At 73.4% G+C, this 25,545-nt stretch carries 18 protein-coding genes and 1 pseudogene; 12 read left to right on the forward strand and 7 right to left on the reverse strand.

Features of this window, described 5'->3' with window-relative positions; translation table 11 throughout:
* Positions 1 to 47: 47 nt before the first annotated feature.
* A pseudogene (locus ACFW6A_RS34850) lies at positions 48 to 392 on the forward strand (MBL fold metallo-hydrolase); the annotation flags it as partial.
* 389 nt (positions 393 to 781) lie between these two features.
* On the opposite strand, the gene ACFW6A_RS34855 reads toward ACFW6A_RS34850, so the two are convergent.
* Positions 782 to 1,777 carry an alpha/beta hydrolase gene (locus ACFW6A_RS34855; RefSeq protein ID WP_386645583.1) on the reverse strand — a complete coding sequence of 332 codons (996 nt, stop codon included), beginning with the start codon at positions 1,775 to 1,777 and terminating at the stop codon, positions 782 to 784.
* The gene (locus ACFW6A_RS34860; protein ID WP_351852215.1) at positions 1,774 to 2,832 is read right to left on the reverse strand and encodes a helix-turn-helix domain-containing protein; all 1,059 of its coding nucleotides are present in this window, start codon (positions 2,830 to 2,832) and stop codon (positions 1,774 to 1,776) included. The genes ACFW6A_RS34855 and ACFW6A_RS34860 overlap by 4 nt, the downstream gene beginning before the upstream one ends.
* A 516-nt stretch (positions 2,833 to 3,348) precedes the next feature.
* Here ACFW6A_RS34860 and ACFW6A_RS34865 point away from each other — a divergent pair.
* From ACFW6A_RS34865 to ACFW6A_RS34875, 3 genes are all read left to right on the forward strand, one after another.
* Positions 3,349 to 5,637, forward strand: coding sequence for a helix-turn-helix domain-containing protein (locus tag ACFW6A_RS34865; RefSeq protein ID WP_351852171.1), 2,289 nt, complete (start codon positions 3,349 to 3,351; stop codon positions 5,635 to 5,637).
* 308 nt (positions 5,638 to 5,945) lie between these two features.
* Complete coding sequence (locus ACFW6A_RS34870) at positions 5,946 to 6,671, forward strand: DUF4097 domain-containing protein (protein WP_386479503.1); 726 nt, start codon at positions 5,946 to 5,948, stop codon at positions 6,669 to 6,671.
* 44 nt (positions 6,672 to 6,715) lie between these two features.
* On the forward strand, positions 6,716 to 7,042 hold the full coding sequence (locus tag ACFW6A_RS34875) for a TM2 domain-containing protein (RefSeq protein ID WP_386479506.1): 327 nt from the start codon (positions 6,716 to 6,718) through the stop codon (positions 7,040 to 7,042).
* Between the two features lie 13 nt (positions 7,043 to 7,055).
* On the opposite strand, the gene ACFW6A_RS34880 is transcribed toward ACFW6A_RS34875, so the two are convergent.
* Positions 7,056 to 7,598 (reverse strand): DUF1707 domain-containing protein, encoded by a 543-nt coding sequence (locus tag ACFW6A_RS34880; RefSeq protein ID WP_351852179.1) that lies wholly within the window; start codon positions 7,596 to 7,598, stop codon positions 7,056 to 7,058.
* 490 nt (positions 7,599 to 8,088) lie between these two features.
* Between ACFW6A_RS34880 and ACFW6A_RS34885 the strand changes: the two genes are divergently transcribed.
* From ACFW6A_RS34885 to ACFW6A_RS34905, 5 genes are all read left to right on the forward strand, one after another.
* Positions 8,089 to 9,855 carry a fatty acyl-AMP ligase gene (locus ACFW6A_RS34885; RefSeq protein WP_351852182.1) on the forward strand — a complete coding sequence of 589 codons (1,767 nt, stop codon included), beginning with the start codon at positions 8,089 to 8,091 and terminating at the stop codon, positions 9,853 to 9,855.
* Entirely contained in the window at positions 9,852 to 11,537 is a 1,686-nt protein-coding gene (locus ACFW6A_RS34890) for an acyl-CoA dehydrogenase family protein (RefSeq protein WP_386645585.1), read from the forward strand. The genes ACFW6A_RS34885 and ACFW6A_RS34890 overlap by 4 nt, the downstream gene beginning before the upstream one ends.
* The gene (locus tag ACFW6A_RS34895; RefSeq protein ID WP_386645588.1) at positions 11,534 to 13,219 is read left to right on the forward strand and encodes an acyl-CoA dehydrogenase; all 1,686 of its coding nucleotides are present in this window, start codon (positions 11,534 to 11,536) and stop codon (positions 13,217 to 13,219) included. The genes ACFW6A_RS34890 and ACFW6A_RS34895 overlap by 4 nt, the downstream gene beginning before the upstream one ends.
* A 66-nt stretch (positions 13,220 to 13,285) precedes the next feature.
* The gene (locus tag ACFW6A_RS34900; protein ID WP_351852190.1) at positions 13,286 to 13,567 is read left to right on the forward strand and encodes an acyl carrier protein; all 282 of its coding nucleotides are present in this window, start codon (positions 13,286 to 13,288) and stop codon (positions 13,565 to 13,567) included.
* A gap of 154 nt (positions 13,568 to 13,721) precedes the next feature.
* Positions 13,722 to 15,212, forward strand: a complete 1,491-nt coding sequence (locus tag ACFW6A_RS34905; protein ID WP_386479511.1) for an aldehyde dehydrogenase family protein — start codon at positions 13,722 to 13,724, stop codon at positions 15,210 to 15,212.
* 74 nt (positions 15,213 to 15,286) lie between these two features.
* Here ACFW6A_RS34905 and ACFW6A_RS34910 read toward each other — a convergent pair whose 3' ends face one another.
* From ACFW6A_RS34910 to ACFW6A_RS34920, 3 genes are read right to left on the reverse strand one after another with little or no spacing between them, the layout of a single operon-like run.
* Positions 15,287 to 16,111 carry a DUF4097 family beta strand repeat-containing protein gene (locus ACFW6A_RS34910; protein WP_351852196.1) on the reverse strand — a complete coding sequence of 275 codons (825 nt, stop codon included), beginning with the start codon at positions 16,109 to 16,111 and terminating at the stop codon, positions 15,287 to 15,289.
* Positions 16,112 to 16,133: 22 nt separating this feature from the next.
* Positions 16,134 to 16,811: a response regulator transcription factor gene (locus ACFW6A_RS34915; protein WP_351852198.1), complete on the reverse strand. Its 678-nt coding sequence runs from the start codon at positions 16,809 to 16,811 to the stop codon at positions 16,134 to 16,136.
* 5 nt (positions 16,812 to 16,816) lie between these two features.
* Complete coding sequence (locus ACFW6A_RS34920; protein WP_351852201.1) at positions 16,817 to 18,049, reverse strand: histidine kinase; 1,233 nt, start codon at positions 18,047 to 18,049, stop codon at positions 16,817 to 16,819.
* Between the two features lie 224 nt (positions 18,050 to 18,273).
* On the opposite strand from ACFW6A_RS34920, the gene ACFW6A_RS34925 reads away from it, so the two are divergent.
* Complete coding sequence (locus ACFW6A_RS34925; RefSeq protein ID WP_351852203.1) at positions 18,274 to 20,499, forward strand: MMPL family transporter; 2,226 nt, start codon at positions 18,274 to 18,276, stop codon at positions 20,497 to 20,499.
* An 87-nt stretch (positions 20,500 to 20,586) separates the two neighbouring features.
* Positions 20,587 to 21,327 carry a 4'-phosphopantetheinyl transferase superfamily protein gene (locus tag ACFW6A_RS34930; protein ID WP_351852205.1) on the forward strand — a complete coding sequence of 247 codons (741 nt, stop codon included), beginning with the start codon at positions 20,587 to 20,589 and terminating at the stop codon, positions 21,325 to 21,327.
* Positions 21,328 to 21,436: 109 nt separating this feature from the next.
* Here ACFW6A_RS34930 and ACFW6A_RS34935 read toward each other — a convergent pair whose 3' ends face one another.
* Positions 21,437 to 22,699 (reverse strand): helix-turn-helix domain-containing protein, encoded by a 1,263-nt coding sequence (locus ACFW6A_RS34935; protein ID WP_386645594.1) that lies wholly within the window; start codon positions 22,697 to 22,699, stop codon positions 21,437 to 21,439.
* 406 nt (positions 22,700 to 23,105) lie between these two features.
* On the opposite strand from ACFW6A_RS34935, the gene ACFW6A_RS34940 reads away from it, so the two are divergent.
* Positions 23,106 to 25,545, forward strand: a 2,440-nt coding sequence (locus ACFW6A_RS34940) for an AMP-binding protein (protein WP_386645597.1), incomplete at its 3' end; no start/stop codon positions are given.

Genomic DNA, 25,545 nt, shown 5'->3' on the forward strand with positions numbered 1-25,545 from the left:
CTGTGTGATGCCGGCCGGTTCAACGATTTCGATGTAACGCGTTGTGTCCCGACATCCACATGACCCCCGCCGAGGGCGTCCGCGCCCACCTCGACCTCCAGGGCGGCGGCCCCGCCGGGGTGCTGCTGCCGATCCACTGGGGGACCTTCAACCTCGCCCCGCACGCGTGGGCGGAGCCGGGAGAGTGGACGAAGGACGCGGCGGAGGAGGCGGGGCAGGCGGTGGCGTTCCCCCGTCCCGGTGAGCCTTTCGAGCCGGCGGGGAAGCTGCCCGCGGATGCCTGGTGGCGCGGGGTGTCCCAGCCGATCGCCCGTCCGTGGCGCCGGCCGGAGCCGGCGCGGGTCCCCGAAGGGACGCCCGAGCGCGACCTCGACCTGGCGGGTGACCGGTGACGGCGGGCGGAGACGGCCCCGGCCGATCGCGCACCCGCTGACCCGTCCTTCGGAGGAAGAGCGCGGTCGTGCGGTGAGTGCGTGGGACGGCCCGCCCCGGCGGGAGCGTTCGGCGAGTGTCCGGCGGATCAGGCCCTTGCCGACGGGAACGGGACCGTTCGGGTTCGTCGCTCGCACGCCCCTCGTGGAGCGCTGAGCACGCGGGCCGGCCGAACGGCCCACCCGGCTCGGTGCGCCACGGGAAGGCGCCCCCTCGCGGGGCCCGCGCAGCGGAGACGGCCGTCACGCCCGCCGCCGGCGCGCTGCGCACGGCTTCCGTGGCCGCCGGCCGCGGCTGCTCCGTCCCGGAGCTCGCGGAACTCGCGGTGCCGGGCTGCGGCGGGGCCGGTTCAGCGGCCCCGGTCGCGACGGGTGTGCAGGGCCAGGTGGACGGTGTCGAGCGTCTGGATGAGCGCCGCGCGGGCGGAGCACGTGTCACGGAGCCGGTCGAGGACCATGAAGCCGTGGATCGTGCCGTGGTACCGCATCGACACCACCTCCACACCGGCCGCTCGGAGCCTCGCCGCGTACGCTTCTCCCTCGTCACGGACGACATCGGCCTCACTGGTGATCACCAGGGCGGGAGGAAGCCCCGCGAGCTGTTCGCGCGTCGCCCGCAGAGGCGAGACGGTGGCCAGGCCGCGCTGTCGGACGTCGGGTGCGTACCGGTCCCAGAACCTGCGCATCGTGTCGCGGCCGACGACGTACCCCTCGGCGAACTCCCGGTAGGAGGACGTGCCGAAATCGGTGTCGGTGACGGGGCACAGCAACACTTGCAGGATCAGCCGTACCCCACCGCGCTCCTGCGCCAGCAGGGTCAGCGCCGCCACCAGGTTGCCGCCGACCGAGTCGCCGACAGCGACCATCCGGCTTCCGTCCAGCCCGATCTCCCCGCCCCGTTCGCAGAGCCACCTCGCGACGGCGTAGCACTGCTGGACGGCGACCGGGTACGCGGCGTCGGGAGCGGGCGCGTAGTCGACGAGGACGACAGCCGCGTCCGTACCGAGGGCGAACGCGCGCGCCAAGCGCCCGGCATGCGTGGGGGACGGCGTACGGGCGTCGGTCTCCCCCAGGACGTGGCCCAGGCCGTGCAGGAACAGGACGACGGGCAGCGCCCCGACGCTGTCGGCGGGTCTGACGACCTCCACCCGTACGTGGCCGGTGGGCCCGCCGGGCAGCATGAGCCATTCCGTGGACGTGGCGTCCTCGTCGAGAACGGGGTCCGCGTGCCCGGGACGCGGTTCGAGCCGGTCGGGCACCGGGGGGACGGGGCCCCGGTTCACGAACGCCTGGGTGGAGCGGTCGAGGACGGGGCGGGCACGGGGCGAGGGCGGAAGGTCGTTCACGCGCTCGCCAGCCGGGAGTGCCCGGGGTGTCGCAGGCCGTCGTCCCTCGCGGGCGGTGGGGTCGGGGAGGCCGGGGACGGGCCGGCGGGCACCGGGAGGAGCTGGTTCCCGGCGGTGTGCAGCGCGCGCCACTCACGCGGGGAGACACCGTAAGCGGCCCGGAAGGCCCGGCTGAAGTGGGCGGGGCTGCCGAACCCCCACCGATGGGCGACCGCCGACACACTGGGTGTCGCCCTGCCGCGGCGGGCCAGCTCCCGGCCGCATTCCTCCAGGCGCCGTCGCTGGATGAGCCGGCAGACGGTCGTTCCCTCACCTTCGAACAGCTTGTGGAGGTAGCGCACCGAGATGGCGTGTGCCCGAGCGATCCTGTCCGGCGACAGGTCCGGGTCGCCCAGGTTGCGGTCGATGTGGTCGCGGACGCGCAGCAGCAGGGCGCCGGAAGCGGTGTCCGGTCCCGCGCCGCTCGGGTGCGCCCGCTCGGTGATCAGAGTGCCGAGCAGATCGGCGAAATCGTCGGCCAGCCTGTGCGCGATGACCGGAGGATGGGCGCCGGCCGTGGAGGCCAGCGCGGACAGGAAGGGAAAGAACACGGCTCCGACGCCCCCGCTCGTGCGGATGGCGCTGCCCGCGATCCGACGGATGTCGCCGTCCGGCACGGTCAGGGCGTGCCGGGGGAACTGGAAGACGTGCGTGGTGAATCGCCGCGGGTAGTCGAAGGAGTACGGTCTTCCCGTCTCGTACACCACCATCTCCCCTTCGCCCACCTGCGTGCTTCGGCCGCCCTGCGCGAAGGTGGCCGTGCCCGACACCTGGACCCCCACCGCCAGCAGCGCATCGGGGGACGGGGTGATGAGCGCCGGTGTACGGCTGACGAACTTCGCGTCGGCCTCCACGGTCGAGACCTGGAGGTACCCGACGTGGTGGGTGGCGATCCTGCCGTCGAAGGGGTCGGTCCCCCGGGGCGACACCGTCATGGGCACCAGCGTCCTGCTCACCACCTCGTTCCAGTACGTCGCCTTCTCCTCATCCGGTACGGAGTCGGTCGTCAGCACCACGCTCAAGTCGGCCTCCATGCGGGGACGGGTCTCTTCAGGGCCGAGGGCGAGGAGGCGGAGGGGAGTGCCTCCGCGGAAGGCAGGGCCGAAGCCGGTCGTGCCGTTCTGCCGCTTGCACGGGCGGCATCGCGTGAGGACCGGCTCCGGACCAGGGCTGACCTGCGGTTCTCGCTCTCTGGAAACAGCCAAACATCCCGTGGGATCCGGTCCCAGGCACAACAGGGGCAGAAATTTCCGCCGGGCGGGCGACGCTCGTCCCGAGACGGTCGGAGCGCCGCCCTCCGGACCGCGGGTACGGGCCCACCCGGAAAGGCCGCCGGCGAAGTGCCGTCGGGCCCCACGGCTGCCCGCCCGACGACCGCTCACCGCACCCGGCCCCGCTCGCCGGGCGGCAGCCCTTCCCACGGCCTCTGGCGTCCGGCCGCCCCCGCGCGTGCGCACGACGAAAGTAGTTGCCCGATAAAATGTTTTGGACATGCTCGGGCAGCCCGGCTTGAGCGGGAGCCTGGAGGCACGGTGGCGGGGGAGAGCGCGGCGTTCGGAGCGCTGTTGCGGGAACTGCGGCTGGAGGCGTCGCTGACGATCGAGGCCCTGTCCGCGGCTTCGGGTGTGAGCGTGCGGGGCATCGGCGATCTGGAGCGGGGCAGACGGGCGGCGCCGCAGCGGGGAACGGTGGCCGCGCTCGCCGAGGGCCTGGGACTGGGGGAGGCCGAGCGGGAACGCCTGCTGACCGCCGCCCGGTCCGGCCGCAACCGGGGCTACAGTCCGCTGGGCGTACGCGCCTTCCCCCGTGGCGTCGACGACTTCGTGGGCCGGGAGCGGGAGTTGGGCCGACTGGCGCAACTCGCCGCCGGGGCCCGCTCCCCCGGCGGGGCGGGCCCCGGGGCCGCCGGGCACGGGCGGCCGGTGGTGGTGACGGTCTCCGGGCCGCCGGGAACGGGCAAGACCACCCTCGCGCTGCACGCCGCACGGGAGTTGGCCGACCGGTTCCCGGACGGGCAGTTGATGGTGGACCTGCGGGGGATGGACGACGTTCCGCCGGAGCCGCCCGAGCTCTTGCTGGGGGTGCTCAAGGCCTTCGGCGTGGCCGACCGGGACCTGGCGAAGGCCGGTCCGCAGGGGCACCCCGAGCTGTACCGGCGGGTGCTGGCCGACCGGCGATGCCTGCTGGTGCTGGACAACGCCCGCGACGAAGCCCAGGTCCGCCCGTTTCTGCCCGGTGCGGGCGCGGGGATGGTGGTGGTGACCAGCCGGCGCATGCTCACCGGCCTGGAGAGCGTGCACCGTCTGGCCCTCGAAGAGCTCTCTCCGGCCGAGGCCTCCGTCTTCCTGACCGCCCTGGTGGGCCGGGAGCGGGCGGAAGCCGACCCGACCGCGCTGGCCGAGGTGGCCGACCACTGCGGGAACCTGCCCCTGGCCCTGCGTGTGGCGGGCAACTGGTTGGCCACCCGCACCGGCTGGTCGGTACGCCGCCTGGCCGACCGCCTCGCGCTGGAGGAGCGCCGCCTGGACACCCTGACCGCGGGCGACCTCCATCTGCCGACTGCCTTCCACCTGTCCTACCGCCAGCTCACCCCCGCCGCCGCCCGCATGTTCCGGCTGCTGTCCCTCGTCGACGGCCCCGATGCCGGCGCGGCCGGCGCCGCCCGGCTGACGGGACAGTCGCTGTTCGACGCGGAGGACACCCTCGAGGAACTGGTCGAGACCGGCCTCCTGGGGACGGACCGGGACCGCTACCGCTTCCACGACCTGCTGCGCCTGTACGCTCGCGGCCGGCTCCGGGCCGAGGAGCCGGCCGGAGCGGTCGAGGCGGCCCGGACGGCGCTGCACCGGTGGCTCCTGGAGACCACCGTCATGGCCGGCCGCTGGTACGAGCCCGACCACGGCGCCCCGCCCGCCACCTGGCAGAGCGACGTCGACCTCTCCACCGCCGATCACGCCCGTCAGTGGCTCCGGACCGAGGGCGCCAACTGGCTGGCCGCCCTGCGCGCGGCCGCCGCCGCGGGTGACCACGCCGCGGTGGTCGAGGTCGCCGAAGCCCTGCACTGGTTCTCCGACCAGTGGATCTTCTGGGGCCACTGGCCCGAGGTCTTCGCCACCGCCGCCCGATCCGCCCAGGCGCTCGGCGACCCCCTCCTGGAAGCCACCCAGGTCAACTACCACGCGTGGGCCCTGCTCGTCTGCGAAGGCCGCCACCGCGACAGCCTCGACCGCTCCGCCCAGGCCCTCGCCGCGGCCCGGCGCGCCGGCGACCTCTCCCAGCAGGGCTGGTCCCACAAGTACACCGCCTGGGCCCTCCGGCTGCTCGGCGACCATGCCGAGGCGGCGCGTCACAACAGCGAGGCGGCCGCGCTCTTCGAGGCCGCCGGCGACCTCCACGGAGCCCTCCAGTCCCGGGTCGAGCACGATCAGCTCCTCGTGGACGGAGGACGCCACGACGAGGCCATCACGGCCATCCCGGGCACGCTCTCCTTCCTCGACCAGGTCGGTGACCGCATCGAGCCGCACGTCGCCGACTTCACCCGCACGAACCTGCGGGTGGTCATCGGCGGCGCACACGCCCATCTCGGGAACTGGGACGCGGCCGTCGAGCACCTCCGCGTCGCCGTGGAACTGTGCCGCGCCAGCGGCAACGCGGCCATGGAGAGCCGCGCCCTGGTCCACCTCGGCAACAGCCTGCTGGCCGCCGGCCACCGCACCGAGGCCCGGGACGCCTTCTCCCGGTGCCGGGCCCTCGGCGCGACGGCCGACCCCCACAGCCTTGCCGAGGCCCGGGAACGCCTCGGAGAACCGGACCACCGGTGAACCGGAGGCGGGTCGAGAAGCCCCGGCCCGCGGGCGTCCGCGCCCGCCCGTGCCTCCGGGACGGCGGCCCCGCCGGGGTGCCGCCGCCGATCCACCGGGGCACCGTCGACCTCGCCCCACGCGCGGGGGCGGAGCCGGGCGACCGGTGACGGCGGGCGCGGCCGGGCCGGCCGGAGGGGCGGGGCCGGCGGTTCCATGGGTGGGGTAGCCGGTGGGGGAAAGGTGGGGTTAGCACTGTCGTCGCGGGGTGCCGGGCGGGGCTAGGTTCGTGGCTGACCGCCAGCGGACCAAGACTTGGAGTCACCGACATGACGAAGCGCTCACGCTTGCTCTGGGCCGTTCTCGCGGGTGGACTGGCCGCGGCGGGGCTCACCGGCTGCGGGCCCGGGGAGACCTTCGAGGACGACGCGTCGGCGCGGGAGCGGGTCACGTCCGTGCGGGTGGAGACGGGCACCGGAAGCGTCACGCTCCGCGGCCGCGAGGGCCTCGACGAGATCTCCGTGCACCGCAGGATCACGTACCACGGGGACAAACCCGAGGGGGCGACCCACCGCGTGGACGGGGACCGGCTGGTCCTCGGGGGCTGCGGTGACGACTGCAAGGTGGACTACACGGTGGAGGTGCCCGCCGGGGTGGCCGTCGAGGGAGGGGCGTCGACGGGCGACCTCACCCTCTCCGACGTGGGGCCGGTGGACCTGAAGACCGAGTCGGGCGACGTCACGCTGGCCGGAGTGACGGCGGAGGTGAAGGTCAGGACCTCCAACGGGAACATCCGCGGGACGGACCTGCGCGGCGACCGGATCGACGCACAGAGCTCCAACGGCGAGATCTCCCTGACCCCCGGCAAGCCGCAGGACATCCGCGCCGAGGCCGAGAACGGCGGACTGAGCCTCACGCTGCCGGACGGCAGCTACCGGCTGCTGGTGAAGACCGGCAACGGCGACAAGGACATCCGCGTCCGCGACGAGCCGTCCGGCGAGCACCGGGTCGAGCTGACCACCGGGAACGGAGACATCTCCGTCCGCCCCGCATGACCGTACCGGTTTCCCGCACCACGTCCGTCCGGAGGATCCCACCCATGAGCCACCAGGACCCGAACAGCCTGTACGGCGCGGGGCCGTCGCCCGCCCCGGCCGGCCCCGGCCATCTGCCCGACACCAGGGCCCCCTACGGCTACGACCCGTTCGGGCGGCCCTACTCCGACAAGTCCAAGAACGTCGCGGGAGTGCTCTCCATCTTCCTGGGACCGATCGGCTTCGGCCGCTTCTACACCGGCCACAACGCCATGGCGCTCTGCCAGCTCTTCACCCTGGGCGGCCTCGGGCTCTGGACGCTGATCGACGGCGTCATCCTGCTCACGGTCAGGGGCAAGACCGACGCCGAGGGGCGCGTCCTGCGCGGCTGACCGCGCGGCGCGCTCAGCCGCGGCGGTGCCTGATCCACAGCCGGCCGTGCCCCATGGTGCCGGAGACGCGGATGCGGGGCCCGTCCGTTCCGCCGCGCGGGGGCGCCTTGTAGGACGGCTGCTTCCAGCGGGCGGTCAGGCCCCCGTGGTCGACCCTGGCCCCGCGGGGCACGACGATCCAGGCCCACCCGTAGTCCAGGTGCAGCTCGATGTCGACCACCGGGTGTCCGATGACGGCCCGCGACAGGTCCAGGTAGACCTTTCCCATCCGGGACGTGACCTTGAAGACCCGCGGCACCTGCCACTTCCCGCGCCGCCGGATCAGCCCGCCGACGGTGTCCACGACGACGGTCGGACCCTCGTCCCCGGCGGGCAGCGCGGCCACGGCGGACGCCAGCTCGCCGGGTGTCGCGGCGGTGAGCGCGACGTGCAGCCGCGCGTCCATCTCCTCCTGGGTGATGTGCCCCTCGGAGAAGGCCTCTTGGAGGCGCTCGACAGTCACATCGCGGTCAACTTCGGAGATCCGTTGCGGCAAGTTCTCTGGCACGGAGGACATGGCGCAACCATAGCGCCGGTCACCTCGTGACAGTCCAGCTCCCGCGGCGGCATCGCGTGTCCGGTGGGGGACTTGCGGCACGTCGGGTGGCCAGGGGCGGGCGGGAGGCGGATCCTCCGCGTCTCCGCAAGTCACGCCGCGCTGCACGGTGTTGTCATTACTCCCTTGAGGTTTGACTCGCACTCTGTCTAATGTTGTGACTCACGTGACGGATCAAGTCATGTTCTGTGACGACTCAGGGGGGAGTCGGAATGGCTGTCGTGCACGGCGGGGAACGCCACCGGACCGGCGGGCTGTAGACCCGCGACGGCACACGACCGGCGCGCGTGCCCCTTCCGGCCCCCTCCCCTTCCCGAGGGGCGGCACGGCCGTTCCCGTCGATCCCGTCCCGACGGCTTCCCGGTGCCGCCCGGCCGACCCGTCGTCCGGAAGGACGCGTGAGCCCGCCGACCAAGTCCTCGATCCCCCTCGATACCAGGAGTAGACGAGAATGATGGATCTCCTCGGCGCGAGAAGCGTGTCCGAGATCATCGCACTGCACGCGCGCGACCGCGGCCACGAGCTGGCGGTCGCCCTCGTCGGCGATCCCTCGGACCCGGCGTCGGCCCAGCTGTACGACTACGCGCAACTGGACCGGGCGGCACGCGTGTTCGCGCAGCGGTTACGCGAGGTGTGCCCGGTCGGCTCCCGCGTGCTGCTGCTCCAGCCGACGTCCGTCGAATTCGTCGCGGCCATGCTCGGCTGCTTCTACGCCGGCCTGGTTGCCGTGCCCTCCTCGATGCCCGGACGCTACAAGCAGGACCGGCGCCGGGTGCTCAGCATCGCCAGGGACGCCGAGGTCGGCTGCGTGCTGACCACGCCGGGCGAGCGGGAGGAGGTCGTCGACTGGGCCGAGCAGCAGGGCTTCACCGTGCCGGTGCTCTCCCTGTCCGTCGACCCCGAACTCCGGGCCGACGACTTCCAGGTGTACGACGCCGACCAGGACACCACCGCCGTCCTGCAGTACACGTCCGGATCCACGAACGACCCCAAGGGCAACGTGGTCACGCACGGAAACCTGCTGGCGAACGCCGTGACGACCACCGAGGCCTTCCGGCTGGAGGAGGGCGAGAGGTTCGGCGGCTGGCTGCCGAACTACCACGACATGGGCCTCATGGGGCAGATCCTGTCGCCGCTCCTCGCCGGCTATGGCACGGTGCTGATGAGCCCCGCCACCTTCCTGCGCCGCCCCCGGACCTGGCTCCAGCTGATCGACCGCTTCGACATCGGCGCCTCCGCCGCGCCGAACTTCGCGTACGAACTCTGCGTCGCGCGGGTGACCGACGAAGACGTCCGCGGCCTCGACCTGTCGCGCTGGAAGTACGCCGTCAGCGGCTCGGAACCGGTCAAGGCGAGCGTGCTCGACGACTTCGCCGCGCGGTTCGCACCGGCCGGTTTCCGGCCGGAGAGCTTCGCGCCGTGCTTCGGGATGGCGGAGACGACGCTGCTCGTGTCGAGCTCCCCGCGCCGCAGGCCCGTGGTGATGCGGTGCGACCCCGAGGCCCTGGAGCGGGGCCGGGTGGAGCCGGCCGCCGACGGCACCGGCCGCGCCCTGGTCAGCTGCGGCGAACCGCTCGACCTGGACGCGCGGATCGTCGACCCGCAGACGCTCCAGGAGCTGCCGCCCGGCCGGATCGGCGAGATCTGGCTGCGCGGCAGGTCGGTCGTCCGCGGCTACTGGCGCAACGAGGAGGCCACCGCCGCGACCTTCGACCGGCGGCTCGGCGACGAGGGCGGCTTCCTGCGCACCGGGGACCTCGGCGTCCTCGCCGACGGAGAGCTGTACGTGACCGGCCGCATCAAGGACATGCTGATCATCCGCGGCCGCAACGTCTACCCGCACGACATCGAGCACGAACTGCGCCTCCAGCACGAGGCGCTGCGCGACACCTTCGGCACGGTCGTCACCGTGCCCGGCGACGACGGCGAGGACGACGGACGCCTGGTGGTGATCCACGAGGTGCGCCGCAGGCCCTCCGAGGAGGAACTGGCCGAACTGGCCGCGGGGATGAGGACGACCGTGTCCCGGGAGTTCGGCCTGCGGGCCCACTCCGTGCTGATCATGCGGCGCGGCGACGTGCGGCGCACCACGAGCGGGAAGGTCCAGAGGTCCGCCATGCGCGCGCTGTACGTCGGCGGCGAGCTGCGGCCGCTGTGGGCGGACGGCTACCGGCCGGAGCCGGAGCAGGCCCTGGCGGGGACGGGAGGGGCGAGGTGAGCGCCGTGGAGTTCGCCGCGGAGGTCGACGGCTGGTCGAGGCCCGGCGGCCCCTTCGACCCGGCGCTGCTGACCGCGCACGACGAGGCCGAGACCTTCCCGGCCGAGGCGTGCGCGGCGCTCGACCGGTGGGGACTTCCCGCCTCCTACGTGCCGGATCGTTTCGGCGGCCGTCTCACCCGCCTCGACGAGGTGCACGCGCTGCTGCGCACGGTGGCGGCGCGGGACCTGACCGTCGCGGTCGCGCACGGCAAGACCTTCCTCGGCTCGGTCTCGGTGTGGGCCGCGGGCGACGAGCGGGCGGCCACCGCCCTGGCCCGGGACGTCATGGCGGGCGAGGCCGTGGCCTGGGGGCTCACCGAACCGGGCGGCGGCAGCGACCTGCTCGCCGGCGGACTCACGGCGACCCGCCGGGGAACCGGCTGGAGCCTGTCCGGCCGCAAGTGGCCGGTGAACAACGCCACCCGCGGCCGCTACGTCTGCGTGCTCGCGCGCACCGAACCCGCCGGCGGCCCGCGCGGGTTCAGCGTCTTCCTGGTGGACAAGCGGGCCCTGGCCCCCGGAACCGTCCGGTACCTGCCGAAGATGCCGACGCACGGCATCCGGGGCGCCGACATCAGCGGCGTGGAGTTCCTCGACGCCCAGGTGCCCGCCGACGCGCTCGTCGGCACCCTCGGCGGGGGCCTGGAACTCGTCCTCAAGTCGCTCCAGCTGACCCGTGTCGGTTGTGTCGCCCTCTCCCTCGGCGCGGGCGACCACGCCCTGAGGATCGCCCGCCGGTTCCTGGGCGAGCGCCGGCTGCATGGCCGGCGCTTCTCCGAACTGCCGCACGCCCGCACCGTCGCCGGCCGCTCCGTGGCGCGACTGCTGCTCGCCGAGACCGTCGCGTACACGGCCGCGCGGGCGGCCCACGAGGTGCCGGAGGAACTGGGCGTCGTCTCCGCGATCACCAAGGCGCTCGTCCCGACGCTCGTCCAGGGCCAGCTCCGTCTGGTCGGCGAACTGCTCGGCGCCCGCGGCTTCCTGACCGGCGTGGAGGGCTACGGCGGCTTCGCGAAGATCGAACGGGACCACCAGATCGTCGGCATCTTCGACGGCAGCACCTGGGTCAACCGCAGCGCGCTCGCCTCCGGCCTCCCGGTGCTCCGGCCCGGCCGCCGCCCGGCCGCGCCGACCGGCACGCCCGTGCACGAGTGGCTGCGGGAGGAGCACGAACCGGCCGCCCTCGATCCGCACCGGCTGGGGGTGATGGCGCGCGACAACTCGGTGCTGAACGCCCTCGGGGACCTCGTCGCCCGGCTCGCGGCCGCTCCGCAGGACGGCGCCGGCCGCATGGCGGCCCGGCTGCTCGACGCGTACGGAGAACTCGGCGCGCGCATCTCGGGCCTGCGGCCGGCCGCGGGGCCCCCGCCCACGGAGGTGATGCGCCTGGCGGAGCGGTACGAGTGGTGCCACGCCGGCGCCGCGGCCCTGGCGCTGTGGGCCGCGCGTCCGCAGCACCACGACCGCGACTGGTGGCGCGACGGCCTCTGGCTGCGCGGCTGCCTCGCCCTGGTCCTGGAAGGCCTCGGGGAGCGGGTCCCGGAGGCGACGGCCACGTTCGACGAGCTCGGCAGCCTCCTGCTCGGTGACGCGGGCGCCCGCGTCACCCTGCTCGGCACGCCGGTGGAGGTGTCGGCATGAGCGACGTGCACACGCGGATGGAAGCGCTGGAGGAGCGCCTCGGCGACCCCTTCGACCCGGACAACCCGGCGGGGTTCGCGGCCGTCGTGGCCGCCGACGAGCGCGAGGAGGTCCCGGCGGGCGGCGCCCGCGCGCTGGACGAGTTCGGCATCCTCTCCGAGTTCGTCCCCGAAACGCTCGGCGGCCGGTTCGAACGCGTCGACCACCTCGTCGAGCTGATGCGCTCGGTCTACCGGCGCGACCCGAGCCTCGGCCTCGGCCACTGCTCCAGCTCGCTGCTCGGCGCGGTCAACGTCTGGACCTCGGGCTCGCCCGACCAGCGCCGCGACGCGGCCGAACTGCTGCTCGCGGGCAGGAAGATCTCCTGCGCGTTCCACGAACTCGCGCACGGCAACGACATCGGCTCCGTCGAGTTCGCCGCCACGCCCGCGCACGGCAGGCTCTCGCTGAGCGGCCGCAAGGAGTCGATCACCAACCTGGACCGGGCCCACGGGGTGGTGTTCCTCGTCCGCTCCGACCCCGCCGGCGGCCCGCGCTCCTGCTCGCAGCTGTTCGTGCCCGTCGCGGACCTCGACCCCGACCGCTTCCGCTTCCTCCCGCGCTTCCGCTCGGTCGGGATGCGGGGCGTGCGCCTGGGCGGCATCGAGATGCGGGACTGCCCGGTGGACGAGGAGGCGCTCCTCGGCGCCCCGGGCACGGGACTCGAGACGGTGGCCCGCGCCTTCCAGCTGACCCGCGTGGCCATGCCCGGCATGAGCACCGCGCTGCTGGACACCTCGCTGCGCGTCACCCTGCACCACGTCCGCAGGAGGCGGCTCTACGGCCGGGACGTCGCGGCCATCCCGATGGTGCGCACCACCCTGGCCAACGCGTTCGCCGACCAGCTGCTGTGCGAGGCGTTCGCGACGGTCGCCGCCCGGTCGCTGCACGTGCTGCCGGAGTCGGGCAGCGTGTACGCCCCCGCCGTGAAGTACCTCCTGGCCGGAGTGCTGCTCGACGCGATGGAGCAGCTGTCGCTGGTGATGGGGGCCGAGTTCTACCGCCGTGACGGTGAGCACGCGGTCTTCCAGAAGATGGCGCGGGACATCAAGCCGGTCGGTTTCGGGCACATCGCCCGCGCGGCCTGCCTGTCCGCGATGCTTCCGCAGCTTCCGACGCTCGCGCGCCGCGCGTGGTCCGGCGCCGCACCCGCCCCGGCCGCCCTGTTCGCCCCGGACGCCGCGCTGCCGCCGCTCGACCTGGCCGGCCTGCGGGTCGTCGCGGGCGGACGGGACGGGCTCGCCCAGTCCCTCAACGCCGCGCTGGACGACGACGTCCCGGAGCGGCTGAGGCCGCTGATCGAGACCCACGTGCGGCGCCTCGCGTCGCTCGCCGAGGCGTGCGCCGGCCTCGGGCCCCGGGACCTGTCGATCGCGGCGTCGGTCGAGGTGCGCGAGCTCGCGGCCCGGTACACCACGGTGCTCGCCGCCGCCGCGTGCGTCGGTGTGTGGCGGCACGCGCCGGCCGGGGACTTCCTGGCCCGCCCGGAGTGGCTCGTCGCCGCCCTGACCCGGCTCACGGGCATCGACGCCGGCCGTCCCGAGGACGTGCCGTCCGAGGTGGAGGGCGCCCTCGTCGAGGAGCTGCTGGACCGCGACGACCGCACGGTGGGCTTCGGGCTCTCCGCACGCCGCTACCGGTGACGGCCCGCGCCAGGACGGCACGGCCCTCTCGTTTCCCCCAACGCCCCACCCTTGAGGAGCAGTCAGATGACACAGCCCGGATCCGAAGCGATCACCCTGGAAGAACTGGAGAACTGGCTCATCGCCCGTGTCGGCGAGTACGTGCCCGACCTGGAGGAGGCGGTGGACCCGCACCGGGACCTCGGGGCGTACGGCCTGGACTCCATCGCGGTCGTGGCCTTCACCGCCGACGTGGAGGACTGGCTGGGGTTCCGGGTGGAGCCCACGGCCGTGTGGGACCACCCGACCGTCGCCCAGCTCGCCAAATTCCTGCTGACGGAGCGCGAGAAGCAGTCGGGAAGGAACTGACGGCACAGCGTCTGTGACAGCAATGTCATAGGAAATGACAGCAGTTCTGACACGCGGCCGCGTGCTTGCGCGGCCGTGTGTCGTCTTTCATATCCGAGGGAAAGGGCTTTCCAGCGTGGCCGAGCGGAAGAATGTGTCCGGAGAACGGACGACCGTGTCGCGTAATCCGGCTGATCTGAAGGACGTCGTCGCGGAGCGGACTCTGAGCGACGCGGACGGCCTGGTCGAGGCGGCGCGCGCCGCCCACGAGGCGCAGCGCGCGTGGGCGGCGTGGCCGGCGCCGCTCCGGGGCCGGGTGGCGCAGAACGTGGGCCGGCTCGTCGCCGAGAACAAGGAGGCGCTGGCCGAGCTGATCACCCGTGAGGTCGGCAAGCCGTACGGCGAGTCCCTGGGGGAGGTCCAGGAGGTCATCGACACCTGCGACTTCTTCCTGGGGGAGGGGCGGCGGCTGTACGGCCAGACCGTGCCCAGCGAGATGCCGGACAAGCAGCTCTTCACCTACCGCAGGCCGCTGGGCACCGCCGCGGTGATCACCGCGGCGAACTTCCCCGCCGCGGTGCCCGCGTGGTATCTCGTCCCGGCGCTGCTCTGCGGCAACGCGGTGGTGTGGAAGCCGTCGGAGTCCGCGGTCGCGGTCGCGGAGGCGCTCGCGGCGCTGTTCCGGGCCGGCGGGGTGCCCGAGGACGTGCTGCGCCTGGTGCACGCCGACGGCGAGACCACGTACGCCGGGCTCGAACGGGCCCTGGCCGAGGGGCTCGTCCAGAAGATCGGCTTCACCGGGTCCACGGCGGCCGGGCGCCGGGTGAGCGAGCTGGCGGGGCGCCACCTGCAGTCCCCCTGCCTGGAACTCGGCGGCAAGAACCCCCTCGTGGTCGCGGACGACGCCGACCTCGAACTCGCCGTCCAGGGAGCCGTGTTCAGCGGCTTCGCCACCGGGGGCCAGCGCTGCACCTCGCTGGGCGCCGTCATCGCCCACCGCGACGTCCACGACGCCTTCCTCGCCCGCTTCAGCGCGGCCGTGGAGGAACTGGTCATCGGGGACCCCCGGCGGGAGGACGTCTTCTACGGGCCGCTCATCGGCGAGCGGTACCTGGAGGACTTCCTCGGCTCCCTGGAGCTCGTACGGCCCCACCACACGCTCTCCGGTTCCACCGCCACCGGCCGGATCACCTCCGACAGCCCCCGCAAGGGCTTCGTGGGCGACCCGGACGCCGGAGTGTTCGCGCACCCGACGATCGTGGCCGGGGTGCGGCCGGACGACGAGCTGTACCGGACCGAGACCTTCGGGCCGCTCGTGTCGGTCATGGCGTACGACACCTTCGACGAGGCCGTCGCGCTCGCCAACGGCCACGGGTACGGGCTGTCGGCCGCCGTCTACACGGGCTCGGCGCGGACGGCGTTCTCCTTCCGCGAGCGCTGCTCGGCCGGCATGGTCAGCGTGAACAACTCGACGGTGGGCGCGGAGGCGCACCTGCCGTTCGGGGGCAACGGCCTCTCCGGCAACGGCAGCCGGCAGTCGGGCATCTGGGTCATCGACCAGTTCACCTCCTGGCAGTCGGTGAACTGGGACTACGCGGGGACCCTGCAGCGCGCGCAGATGGACGTCCGGGACATCGACGCGGACTTCGGGTTCCGGCTCTCCTGAGCCCCCGGGCAGACCGCGCGGAGGCACCGTCCGGAGGGCAGACCCCCGGACGGTGCCTCCGCGCACGGCCGGTCTCAGTCGGTGCGCACCGTCACGTCGCCGATCTCCGTGCGGGCCTCCACCGCCGTGCCGGAGGCGGAGTCCACCGCCACCTCCACGGTCCGCGAGCCGATCTCCGTCAGGGCGTCCACCGCGAACGGGCCCGCGTCCGCCGGAAGGCGCAGCTCCACGTCCCCGAGCTTGGTGACGGCCTTCAGCCGCTCGAACGGCTCGATCTCCTCCACCCGGACGTCGCCCGTCTCGGACGTGGCCTCTGCGGTGCCGAAGGCGACGTCCTCGAGGGTGACCGCACCGGTCCCGCTGGTCGCGACGATCCGGTCGCCGGTCACGTCCTCGACGTGGACGCTGCCCATCCGCGTGCGGCCCTCCACCGAGGCCCGCACGCCCGTCACGGACACGTCGCCGAGCCGCGTGCTGACCTTGACCCGGGTGCCGGCCCGCACCGTCAGGGAGTAGTCCGACGCGCAGGTGCCCATGCCGTCCCCGCAGGTGGTGGTGATGCGCAGGGTGTCGCCGGCGTGCTCGATCCGCTCGTCGGGAGAGCGCAGCGACTTCGTCAGCTCCTTGCGCAGCTCCGTCCTCCCGCCCTGCCCGGCCACCTCGATCCGGACGTCGCCGCTGTCGATCACGACCTCCACGGCCCGCACCGCGTCGTCGATCGCCGCGGTCTCGGAGTCGGTCCGGGTGATCAGGAACAGCAGCAGGTACCACGCGCCTCCGCCGACGAGGGCGATGCTGATCAGGATCGCGAGGAGGCGGACGGCGCGCCGCGGGCCGGAACGCCGGGGCGGGTCGGCGGGACGGGCCGCCGAACCGTTCGAGTCGATGGTCTGGTGCATTTCCTACTCCCGTGTCCGGTGGTCAGCGCGGTTCGATGGGATGGTCGGTCGACGGGGAGCCGAGGTACTGCAGGACGGCGAGGACGCGGCGGTTCCCCTGGTCGTCGGGGAGCAGGTCGAGCTTGGTGAAGATGGAGCGGATGTGCTTCTCGACGGAGCGCTCGGTGATGAACAGGCGTTCCGCGAGGCCCCCGTTGCTGAGCCCCTCGGCCATCAGGGCGAGGACCTCCCGCTCCCGCGCGGTGAGCGGCGCGAGGCTGTCGCGCTTCTGGTTGCCCGCGAAGATCTGGCTGATCACCTCGGCGTCGAGGGCGGTGCCGCCCTCGGCGACGCGGTGCAGGGTGGCCACGAACTCGTCCACGTCGGCGACCCGGTCCTTGAGCAGGTAGCCGAGGCCCACGCTGCCGTGGGCGAGGAGCTTGGAGGCGTAGCGGGCCTCCACGTACTGGGAGAGGACGAGGACGGGCTGGGTCGGGTCCGTGGCACGGATCGACAGCGCGGCGCGCAGCCCCTCGTCGGTGTGCGTGGGGGGCATCCGCACGTCCACCAGGCACAGGTCGGGGGCGAGGTCGGCGACCAGCATGAGGAGTTCGTCGCCGTCTCCGGCCTGCCCCACCACGTCGATGTCCTCGTCCATGAGCAGCTTGGCGAGGCCGGTCCGCAGCAGGACGGAGTCTTCGGCGATCACGACGCGCAACATGTCTGCTAGGCCCTCCAGGGCAGTGTGACGTCGACGACGGTGGGTCCGCCCAGGGGACTGGAGAGCGTGAGGTGTCCGTCGACCGCCCGGACCCGGTCCCGCAGCCCGCTGATGCCCGACCCCCTGGCGGGGTCGGCGCCGCCGGCACCGTCGTCGGTGACGGTGAGCCGCAACAGGTCCTCGTCGCGCCGCACGGTGACCCCGGCCCGTTCGGCCGCGGCGTGCTTGGCGATGTTGGTGAGCAGCTCGGAGACAACGTAGTACGCGACGGCCTCGGCGCGCGGGCTGGGACGCTCCGGAAGCCGCACGGACAGGTCGACGGGGACCGGGCAGCGGGCCGCGATCGTGACCAGGGCCGGCTCGATGCCCTGCTCGGTGAGGATGGCCGGGTGCAGGCCGCGCGTGACGTCCCGCAGCTCCTGCATGGCGGCCTTGGCCTCCTCGTGCGCGGCGATCACCAGCGCCTGCGCGGCCTCCGGATCGCGCGTGAAGCGGGACTTGGCGCGCCCCAGGCTCATGGCGACCGACAGCAGGCGCTGCTGCGCCCCGTCGTGCAGGTCGCGCTCGATGCGCTGCCGTTCCAGCTCGGCGGCGTCCACCATCCGCGAGCGGCTGTCCTCCAGGTCCCTCATCCGGCGCACGAGGTGGTCGACGCGGTTGGCACCGAGCATGCGGGCGACCAGGGCGGACTCGGTACGGGCCAGCGGGCCGCCGAGCCACAGGCCGGCGAGGAGCAGCAGCAGCCCGACGACGCCGCCGGCCACCGCACCGGGCACGCTCGCGACGTCCAGGCCCAGCAGGGAGGAGCCGTCCGGCAGGAGGGGGCCGATGAAGGGCAGCAGGGCGAGCAGCACGCCCGCCGCGAGCACCGCCAGGACCAGGCCGCCCGCGCCGAGCCCCCACAGCGTCATCACAGCGGTGAAGCCCAGCTCGCGCCAGGCGCGTTGGCCGAAGAGCCGCTCCAGGCGGTCCTTCCACCCCTTGCCGGGGGCCGAGACGGGCACGTCGACGGCGAAACCGCGCAGGACGTGGAGCCGCTCCAGGTCGAGCCGGGCGATCCAGGCCGCCAGCTTCATGGCCAGGGGCAGCAGGGGCAGCCCCACCAGGAGCAGCGGGGTCAGGCACGCCCCGACCGTGAACACCACGGCGGGGACCGCGTACAGCGGCGACATCGCGAGCGTGGTCAGCAACTGCAACAGGTCGTCGCGTGCGTCCTTCGAGGTCAGGCCCCGTGCCACACGGCGCAGGGCGACTCGAATCCGCGGTGGTCCCAGCCGCATGGCGCCCTCCGGTTCAGATCGGTTCACAGGATCTTAGGCACGGGCTCCGGACCGCTCCGAGCGTGCAGACGTGCCCTTCCGAGGTAGTGGCAGCACTACCTGCCCACGGGTGGCTGCACGCCCGACGGCGCCGGGGGCCGCTGCGTAGCTTCGGGGCGTACCCCTTGACGAGGAGCTTCGAGATGTCGGTCACGGAAGAGAAGGACGCCGCGCACCAGCGCCCCGGAATCTCGGGGGCGGCGCCCCCGCGCGGCTTCGTGGAGCGCACGGCGGCCTGGAGCATGGCGCACCGCAAGACCACCATCCTGCTGTGGATCGTGGCGGTGGCCCTGGCGTACGCGGCGAGCCTGGTCACGGGTGTCCGGGCCCAGGAGGACGCCGACAACCTGACCGGACAGGCGGCGGTCGCCGAGCGGATGCTGGACGGCGCCGACTTCGCCGACGACGGGGTCGAGAGGGTGCTGATCCAGGCCCGCGGCGGCACGCTGCCGGCGGCCACCGCCGACGCCGTGGTGGACTCCCTGCGCCAGCGGTACGCCGCGGTGGACGAGGTGACCCGGGTCGGCGAGCCCATTCCCTCGGAGGACGGCCGCAGCGTGCTGCTGCCGGTCACCCTCGACCTGGGCAGCGGCGACGAGAAGAAGAAGCCCAAGAACGTGGTCGGCCCCATGCTGGAGGCGACGGCGGCCGAGCAGGCGGCCCGTGCCGACCTGCGCGTCGAGCAGCTCGGCAAGGGCTCCGTCACCAAGGAGCTGAGCACGCAGCTGGGAGCCGACTTCCAGCGGGCGGAGCTCATCAGCGTGCCGGTGACGCTGGTGATCCTCCTGGTCGCCTTCGGCGCGCTGCTCGCGGCGGGCCTGCCGGTCCTGCTCGGCATCACCTCGGTGGTCTTCGCCTTCGGCCTGGCCGGGGTCACCTCGCTGCTGGTGCCGGTGAACGACAACCAGGCCAGCCTGATCCTGCTGATGGGCCTCGCGGTCGGGGTCGACTACTCGCTCTTCTACATCCGGCGCCGGCGCGAGGAGCGCGCGCTCGGCGAGTCCCCGGAGGCGGCGCTGCGCATCGCGGCGGCCACCTCGGGGCGGGCCGTCCTGGTCTCCGGCCTCACCGTGGCGATCGCCATGGCCGGCATGTTCCTCTCGGGCAGCATGCTCTTCTCCTCGCTGGCCCTCGGCACCGTCCTGGTGGTCCTGGTGGCCGTGCTCGGCTCCCTGACGGTGCTTCCGGCCGCGCTGGCGGGCATCGGCGACAAGATCGACCGCCCGCGGATCCCGCTGCTGTGGCGGCGCGCCGCCGCCGTGGGCAAGGAGAGCAGGCTGTGGGCCGCCGTGCTGCGCCCCGTCCTGAAGGCGCCCGGCGTGAGCCTGGTCATCGGCCTGGTGGCGATGCTGGCGCTGGCCGCGCCCGCGCTCGACATGAAGCTGAAGATGCCCGGGGACGAGGACCTGCCCCGCTCCTACGCGATCATGCAGACGTACGACCGGGTGGTCGAGGCCTTCCCGAGCGAGGGCACCTCCCACGAGGTGGTCGTCGAGGCCGACGAGGCCTCCACCGGCGAGGTGGGCCGGCTGCTGACCGGGCTGCACGAGAAGGCGATGGCGACCGGCAGGTTCGCCGCCTCCGAGAAGCCGGACCTCGCCGTGTCCGAGGACGGCAGGGTGTCCCGGCTCGAACTGCACGTGAAGGGCGAAGCGGGCGACCCCGACGCCAAGGAGACGCTGACGCTGCTGCGTTCGCGGCTCGCGCCGGAGGCGCTGGAGGGCGCCGACGTCGACCGGTGGGCCGTCGGCGGGGCGACGGCCTTCTCGACGGACTTCTCCCAGACGCTGGAGGACCGGCTGCCGATGGTGATCGGGTTCGTCACCCTGCTCTGCCTGGGGATCATGCTCCTCGCGTTCCGCTCGGTGGCGCTCGCGCTCCTGACCGGGGTGCTGAACGTCCTGTCCGTCGCGGCCGCCTACGGCATCCTGGTCCTCGTCTTCCAGAACGAATGGGCCGAAAGTCTTCTTGGCTTTGACTCGAATGGAGCGGTTGTTTCCTGGCTTCCGCTTATCCTGTTCGTTGTTCTGTACGGTCTGTCGATGGACTATCACGTCTTCGTTCTGAGCCGGATTCGCGAGGGCGTCAAGCTGGGGGGCTCGACACATGTGGCGGTCAGGCACGGAATTCTCACTTCCGCGGGCGTGGTCACCACAGCGGCGACGATCATGGTCGCGGTGTTCGCGGTCTTCGCGACCCTGTCCACCCTCGAGATGAAGCAGCTGGGAGTGGGCCTGGCCGTCGCCATCATCCTCGACGCCACGGTGATCCGCGGTGTGCTGCTGCCCGCCGCGCTGACGCTGCTGGGCGACCGGGCATGGCGCGAGCCGCGGTGGCTGCGCAGGCTGCCGGCCATCTCCCACGACTGATCGGATGTCCGAGGAGGGACGGTCCGGACCCTTTCCCGGACCGTCCCTCCCCCAAGCGGCGGCCAGCGAGCCAAGGAGATGTGGGATATGGGTGAGTGGGCCGAGGTTCCTTCCGGTCTGGTGGTGCGGCCGGGCGAACTTCACGTCTTCAGAGCCCCTCTGGGACCGTCGGGCCAGGACGTCGAGGAAGTGCTCCGGCTGGTCAGCGCGGAGGAGCGGAACATGGCGGAGGCGCTGGGGAGGGCCGCGGACGGACTGGCCTTCTTACGCACGCGCGCCCTGACCCGCCGCGTGCTCGGCTGGATCCTCGGGCGCGGCCCCCTCGACATCGAGTTCTGCCGCACGGAGCACGGCCGGCCCGCCCTGGTGGACCGCGAGGTGTGCTTCAGCGTCGCCCACGGGGGCGGACAGCAGCTGGTCGCCGTGTCGCTGGACAGCGAGGTCGGCGTCGACGTCCAGGACGGCGACGTGAGGTACGGCGAGAACCTGCACCTGTCCCTGACGGAGTGGGAGCAGCGGCTGCTCCGGCGGCTGTCGCCGTCGGCCCGGCAGATGTTCTTCCTGAGCCTGTGGACCCGCAAGGAGGCGGTGCTGCGCGCGGCGGGCTACGGGCTGCGCGTGCCGCCGGACGAGGTGGACGTCCTCGTGGAGGACGGGGCGGGCGCGGTGGCGGTGCCGCTGCCGGACGGCGCCGGCGTCGCCGAAGTGCAGGTGCGCGACCTGCCGGGCGGCCGGGGCGTGGTGGCCGCCGTCGCGGTCGCCGGGCCCGTCGGCGCCCTGCACACCTGGACGTTCGACCCCGCACTCCAGCAGGCGCACTGCCGGTGAACCCGCCCGGCGGGCGCTCTGCCCCCTGAACCCCGGTCGGCCGGACGCGGCGTGTCCTTCCCCCGTCGCGTCCGCGTCCGGTCGACCGGTCCGCTCCGGCCGGCCCCGCTCAGGGGCCGGCCGCGAGCAGTTCGCTCAACTGACGCCAGGCCTCGGACGACTTGCGGTAGGCGCCGGCCCGGTCCAGGACCTCGGCCGCGTCCCGGTAGCACTCCTTGGCCGCCTCGGCGTCCCCGGCCAGGACGTGCGCCCGGGCCGCGAGCAGCCGGCACCTGCCCTGCCCGGCCAGTGGGAGTCCGGCGCCGCCGGCGCCCACCTCGGCCGTCAGCTCCAGGACGCGCTCCGGCTGCCCCAGGCGCAGTGCCAGCTGGGCCTCGGCCAGCATCAGGTGGGCCATGTCGTCGGCGCGGCCGACGAGTTCGAGGGCCTGGCGGGCGCGCGTGAGCAGCCGCGCCGCCCGCTCGGCGGCGTCGTCCGAGGGGTCGTGCTCCAGGCGGAGCGCCGCCGACGCGCAGCACAGCCGGGCCCAGGCGGCCAGGTTCGCCTCCGGGCGGAGGCAGTCGAAGGCCTGCTCGTGCAGACGGGTGGCGTCCCCCGGCCGGTCGCACAGGAAGCGGGCGCTGCCCACGGCCCAGTACACCTGGCCCCGCAGCTGCCGGGACGGGATGTCCTCGACGATCTCCTGGAGGGTGTCGGCGATGTTCGAGGTGTTCTCCAACTCGCCGCTCTCGGCGTAGGAGTCGACCAGTGCGAGCATCGCGCCGATCCGTTCGTGCGCGGTGGGCGGCAGGGCGACGGCGACCGACACGGCGTGCTCGGCGGTGCGGACGGCTTCGCCCAGCCGCCCCTGGCGGAGCAGGTTCCGGGAGAGGGCGGTGGCGACGCGGGCGGCCAGCCGGGGGGTCTCCTGGGACAGGGTGGTCCCGGCCAGCCCGGTGAGGACGGTGCGCTCCTCGGAGGCGTCGCCCAGTTCCCGCAGGACGTCCGCGAGGTCCCAGGCGGCCTCCCAGAGCACGTCCTCCTCGGCGTACCCGCCGGCCTCCGCGCCGATGCCGCGCAGCAGCTCGGCGGCGTCGGCCAGTTCGCCGTCCTTGCGCAGGGCGCGCGCCTCCAGCAGCCTGCCCGCGATGTCGAGGCGCCGGCTGCGGAGTTCCCCCGCGTCCTGCGCACCCGGGTTCACCAGGGCGGCCAGGGGCACGTCGAGCCGGCGGGCGAAGAAGGCGGCGATCAGGTCGTTGGGCGAACGCTGACCGCTTTCCACGCGTGAGACATAACTGGCCGACACCTCGTCGCCGGCTATTTCGCCCTGGGAAAGGCCGCGCTGCAGCCGCAGTTCTCTCAGTCTGCGTCCGAATGCGGGCTGTTCGATCATCGTCGTCCTCCGGGACCGCCTCGGCTTGCCGAGGGTGGCGAGCGATGGCCACGAGGCCCGGCTTCGGGGTCATCGCTGTCATGGCTCTTGGTCAAGCGCGGCTGGGGCTTGCGACACCATCACCGTTATTACAGGGAGGCAGCGTAGAGCTCGCGCGGTCGAGCTGTCGAACTGCGGGCGGCACGCACGGCAAGCAGGCGAAAAACCGAAGGCTTCGCAGGTCACGCGTCCATGGCAATCAACGAGCAAAATCCGGCTTGATCTATGACAGGCGGCTGACTACAGTCATGACACACGTGACAAGTTCTGTCACATGTGTGACAGCTCGCGGGGGAGAGGCGTCGCCATGGGTGTGATGCGTGCTGGGGGGAACTCGGCCGTCAGACGGGGAATCGAAGAGGCGGAGGTGGCCCTTTCGGTCGGGCAGGCCTCGCTCTTCTTCCTCCAGGAACTCGCGCCGGACTCGCCCGCGTACCACGTGGCCGGATGTGTGACGGTGACCGAGCCCCTCGACACCGAGAGGCTGCGGCGCGCCTGGGAGGCGGTCTGCCTCCGCCACCCGGTGCTCACCGGTGTCGTCGCCCCCCGGGACGGGGGCTACGTGCAGCGCTGGTACGCGGCCGAGGCGCCCTTCGAGGTCCGCCGGACACCCGGGATCGACGCCGAGGAGCTGCGGGTGCTCGCCGCCCGCGACTACGAGCGCCCCTTCGCCCTGGACCGCGAGGCGCCCGCCCGGCTCTTCGTCTACCAGCAGGCCGGCGCCACCACCCTGAACCTCGTCCTGCACCACGTCGCGGGCGACATGAGCTCCCTCTTCATCACCCTGGAGGACCTGCTCACCGCCTACCGGTCGGAGGACGGGGACGCGCCGGGAACGGCCGTCGAGCCGGACACCTCCTACGCGCGCCACGTGGCCGCCGAGCGCGCGTTCCTGGACGGCCCGCGCGCCGAGGCGTTACGCGCGTACTGGGCCCGGCAGCTCGACGACTGCCGCTTCGCCCTCGACCTGCCCGGCATGACCGCGCCCCGCCCCGTGGCCGATCCCGACGCCCCGGCCCACGTCCCCTTCCGCCTCGGCGCCGAACTCGCCGACCGCGTACGCGAAATGGCCGGATCCACCCGCAGCACCACCGCCACGGTGCTGCTCGCCGCCTTCAACGTGCTGCTGCACAAGCTCACCGGCTGCGAGGACATCGTCGTCGGCTTCCCCGTGGAGGGCCGCAAGGAGCCCTTCAAGCGGACCGTCGGCCACTTCACCAACTCCCTGCTGCTGCGCACCCCGGTCACCGCCGGCGCCACCTTCGGCTCCGTCCTGGACGCCACGCGCACCGCGCACGTCGACGCCGTGCGCCACCGGGCCCTGCCCACGCCGACGGTCCTGGGACGCTCGTCCCCCGGGTCGGCGCTCTCCGGCCAGTCGCTCTACCAGGTCAGCTTCCAGTTCGAGTCGGACCGGCTCTCCTACGGCACCCGGTCGATCCTCGGCGGTCTGGGCACCGTTCCCCTGGCCGGATACGACGCCGAGCCCGTGCCGGTGCGCCAGCAGGTGGCGCAGTTCCCGCTGCGGATGCAGGCGGGCGAGATCGACGGCGAGGTGCGCGGCGTCCTCCACTACGACCCCGCCCGGCTCGACGCGGAGACCGTCACCGGCTACGCCCGGCTCTTCGAGACCCTCGTCGAGGAGGCCGTCGCCGATCCGGCGGCCACCGTCGCCGATCTCGGTGTCGGTGGTGCCGGTGTGGTGGCGGAGTGGTTGGGTGCCGGGGTGGAGGCGGTGGGTGAGGGCCGGCCGGTGTTCGAGGCGGTCGTGGCCCACGCGGCCGTGGCGCCGCACGACGTGGCGTTGGTGGATGCCGAGCGTGAGTGGACGTACGGCGAGGTGGAGCGGGCGTCGGCGGTGGTGGCGGTGCGGCTGCGGGAGCTGGGCGTGGGTCCGGAGTCCGTGGTGGGGTTGTGCCTGCCGCGCGGCGGGCTGATGGCGGTGGCGATGCTGGGTGTGCAGCGGGCCGGTGGTGCGTGGCTGGCGCTGGATCCCTCGTACCCGGCCGAGCGGCTGCGGCTGATGGTGGCCGAGGCGGGCTGCGCCGCCGTCGTCCGCGGTGCGGCGCAGGGCGAGCTGCTCGACGGAGCGCTTCCCCCGGGCACCCCGGTCCTGGAGGCCGACGGGCTCGACCTGGCGGCGGAGGCCGACCGGGCGGGTCTGGACGCGGCGCACCCGGACGACCTCGCCTACCTGGTCTTCACCTCGGGTTCCACCGGCCGGCCCAAGGGCGTCGCCGTGACCCACCGCACGCTCTCCCGCTCCACCGCGGCACGCGCCGTCTTCTACGGGCCGCGGCCGCCGCGCTTCCTCCTGCTGTCGCCCTTCGCCTTCGACAGCTCCTACGCGGGCGTCTTCTGGACCCTCACGTTCGGCGGCACCCTGGTCGTGCCCGACGCCGAGCAGGTCAAGGACGCCGACCTGCTGGCCGGCCTGGTGGACCGGCACGCGCTGACCCACACCCTGACCGTGCCCTCCTTCTACCGCGCCCTCCTCGGCCGGCCGGGCGGTCCCGGCCGCTCCCTGCGCACCGTCGTGGTCGCGGGCGAGGCCTGCCCCGCCGACCTGGTCGCCGAACACCGGGCCGTGCTGCCCGACTGCGCGCTGGTCAACGAGTACGGGCCGAGCGAGGCCACGGTCTGGGCCACCGGCCACTTCTGCGCCGACGACGGCCCCGGCAGCGTGCCCATCGGCACCCCCATCGCCGGCACCACCGTGTTCGTGCTGGACGGTTCTCTGCGGCCGGTGGCCGCGGGCGGTGTGGGTGAGTTGTATGTGGGTGGTGCGGGTGTGGCGCGTGGTTATG

The organism is Streptomyces sp. NPDC058758 (assembly GCF_042746075.1).
In the GTDB taxonomy this organism is placed as follows: domain Bacteria; phylum Actinomycetota; class Actinomycetes; order Streptomycetales; family Streptomycetaceae; genus Streptomyces.

What these genes read in the sequence shown, in the direction of transcription:
- ACFW6A_RS34900 (WP_351852190.1), top strand. Translation starts at nt 13,286, where the DNA reads ATGACACAGCCCGGATCCGAAGCGATCACCCTGGAAGAACTGGAGAAC.
- ACFW6A_RS34925 (WP_351852203.1), top strand. Translation starts at nt 18,274, where the DNA reads ATGTCGGTCACGGAAGAGAAGGACGCCGCGCACCAGCGCCCCGGAATC.
- ACFW6A_RS34880 (WP_351852179.1), bottom strand. Translation starts at nt 7,598, where the DNA reads ATGTCCTCCGTGCCAGAGAACTTGCCGCAACGGATCTCCGAAGTTGAC.
- ACFW6A_RS34930 (WP_351852205.1), top strand. Translation starts at nt 20,587, where the DNA reads ATGGGTGAGTGGGCCGAGGTTCCTTCCGGTCTGGTGGTGCGGCCGGGC.
- ACFW6A_RS34870 (WP_386479503.1), top strand. Translation starts at nt 5,946, where the DNA reads ATGACGAAGCGCTCACGCTTGCTCTGGGCCGTTCTCGCGGGTGGACTG.
- ACFW6A_RS34885 (WP_351852182.1), top strand. Translation starts at nt 8,089, where the DNA reads ATGATGGATCTCCTCGGCGCGAGAAGCGTGTCCGAGATCATCGCACTG.
- ACFW6A_RS34875 (WP_386479506.1), top strand. Translation starts at nt 6,716, where the DNA reads ATGAGCCACCAGGACCCGAACAGCCTGTACGGCGCGGGGCCGTCGCCC.
- ACFW6A_RS34895 (WP_386645588.1), top strand. Translation starts at nt 11,534, where the DNA reads ATGAGCGACGTGCACACGCGGATGGAAGCGCTGGAGGAGCGCCTCGGC.
- ACFW6A_RS34910 (WP_351852196.1), bottom strand. Translation starts at nt 16,111, where the DNA reads ATGCACCAGACCATCGACTCGAACGGTTCGGCGGCCCGTCCCGCCGAC.
- ACFW6A_RS34915 (WP_351852198.1), bottom strand. Translation starts at nt 16,811, where the DNA reads ATGTTGCGCGTCGTGATCGCCGAAGACTCCGTCCTGCTGCGGACCGGC.
- ACFW6A_RS34935 (WP_386645594.1), bottom strand. Translation starts at nt 22,699, where the DNA reads ATGATCGAACAGCCCGCATTCGGACGCAGACTGAGAGAACTGCGGCTG.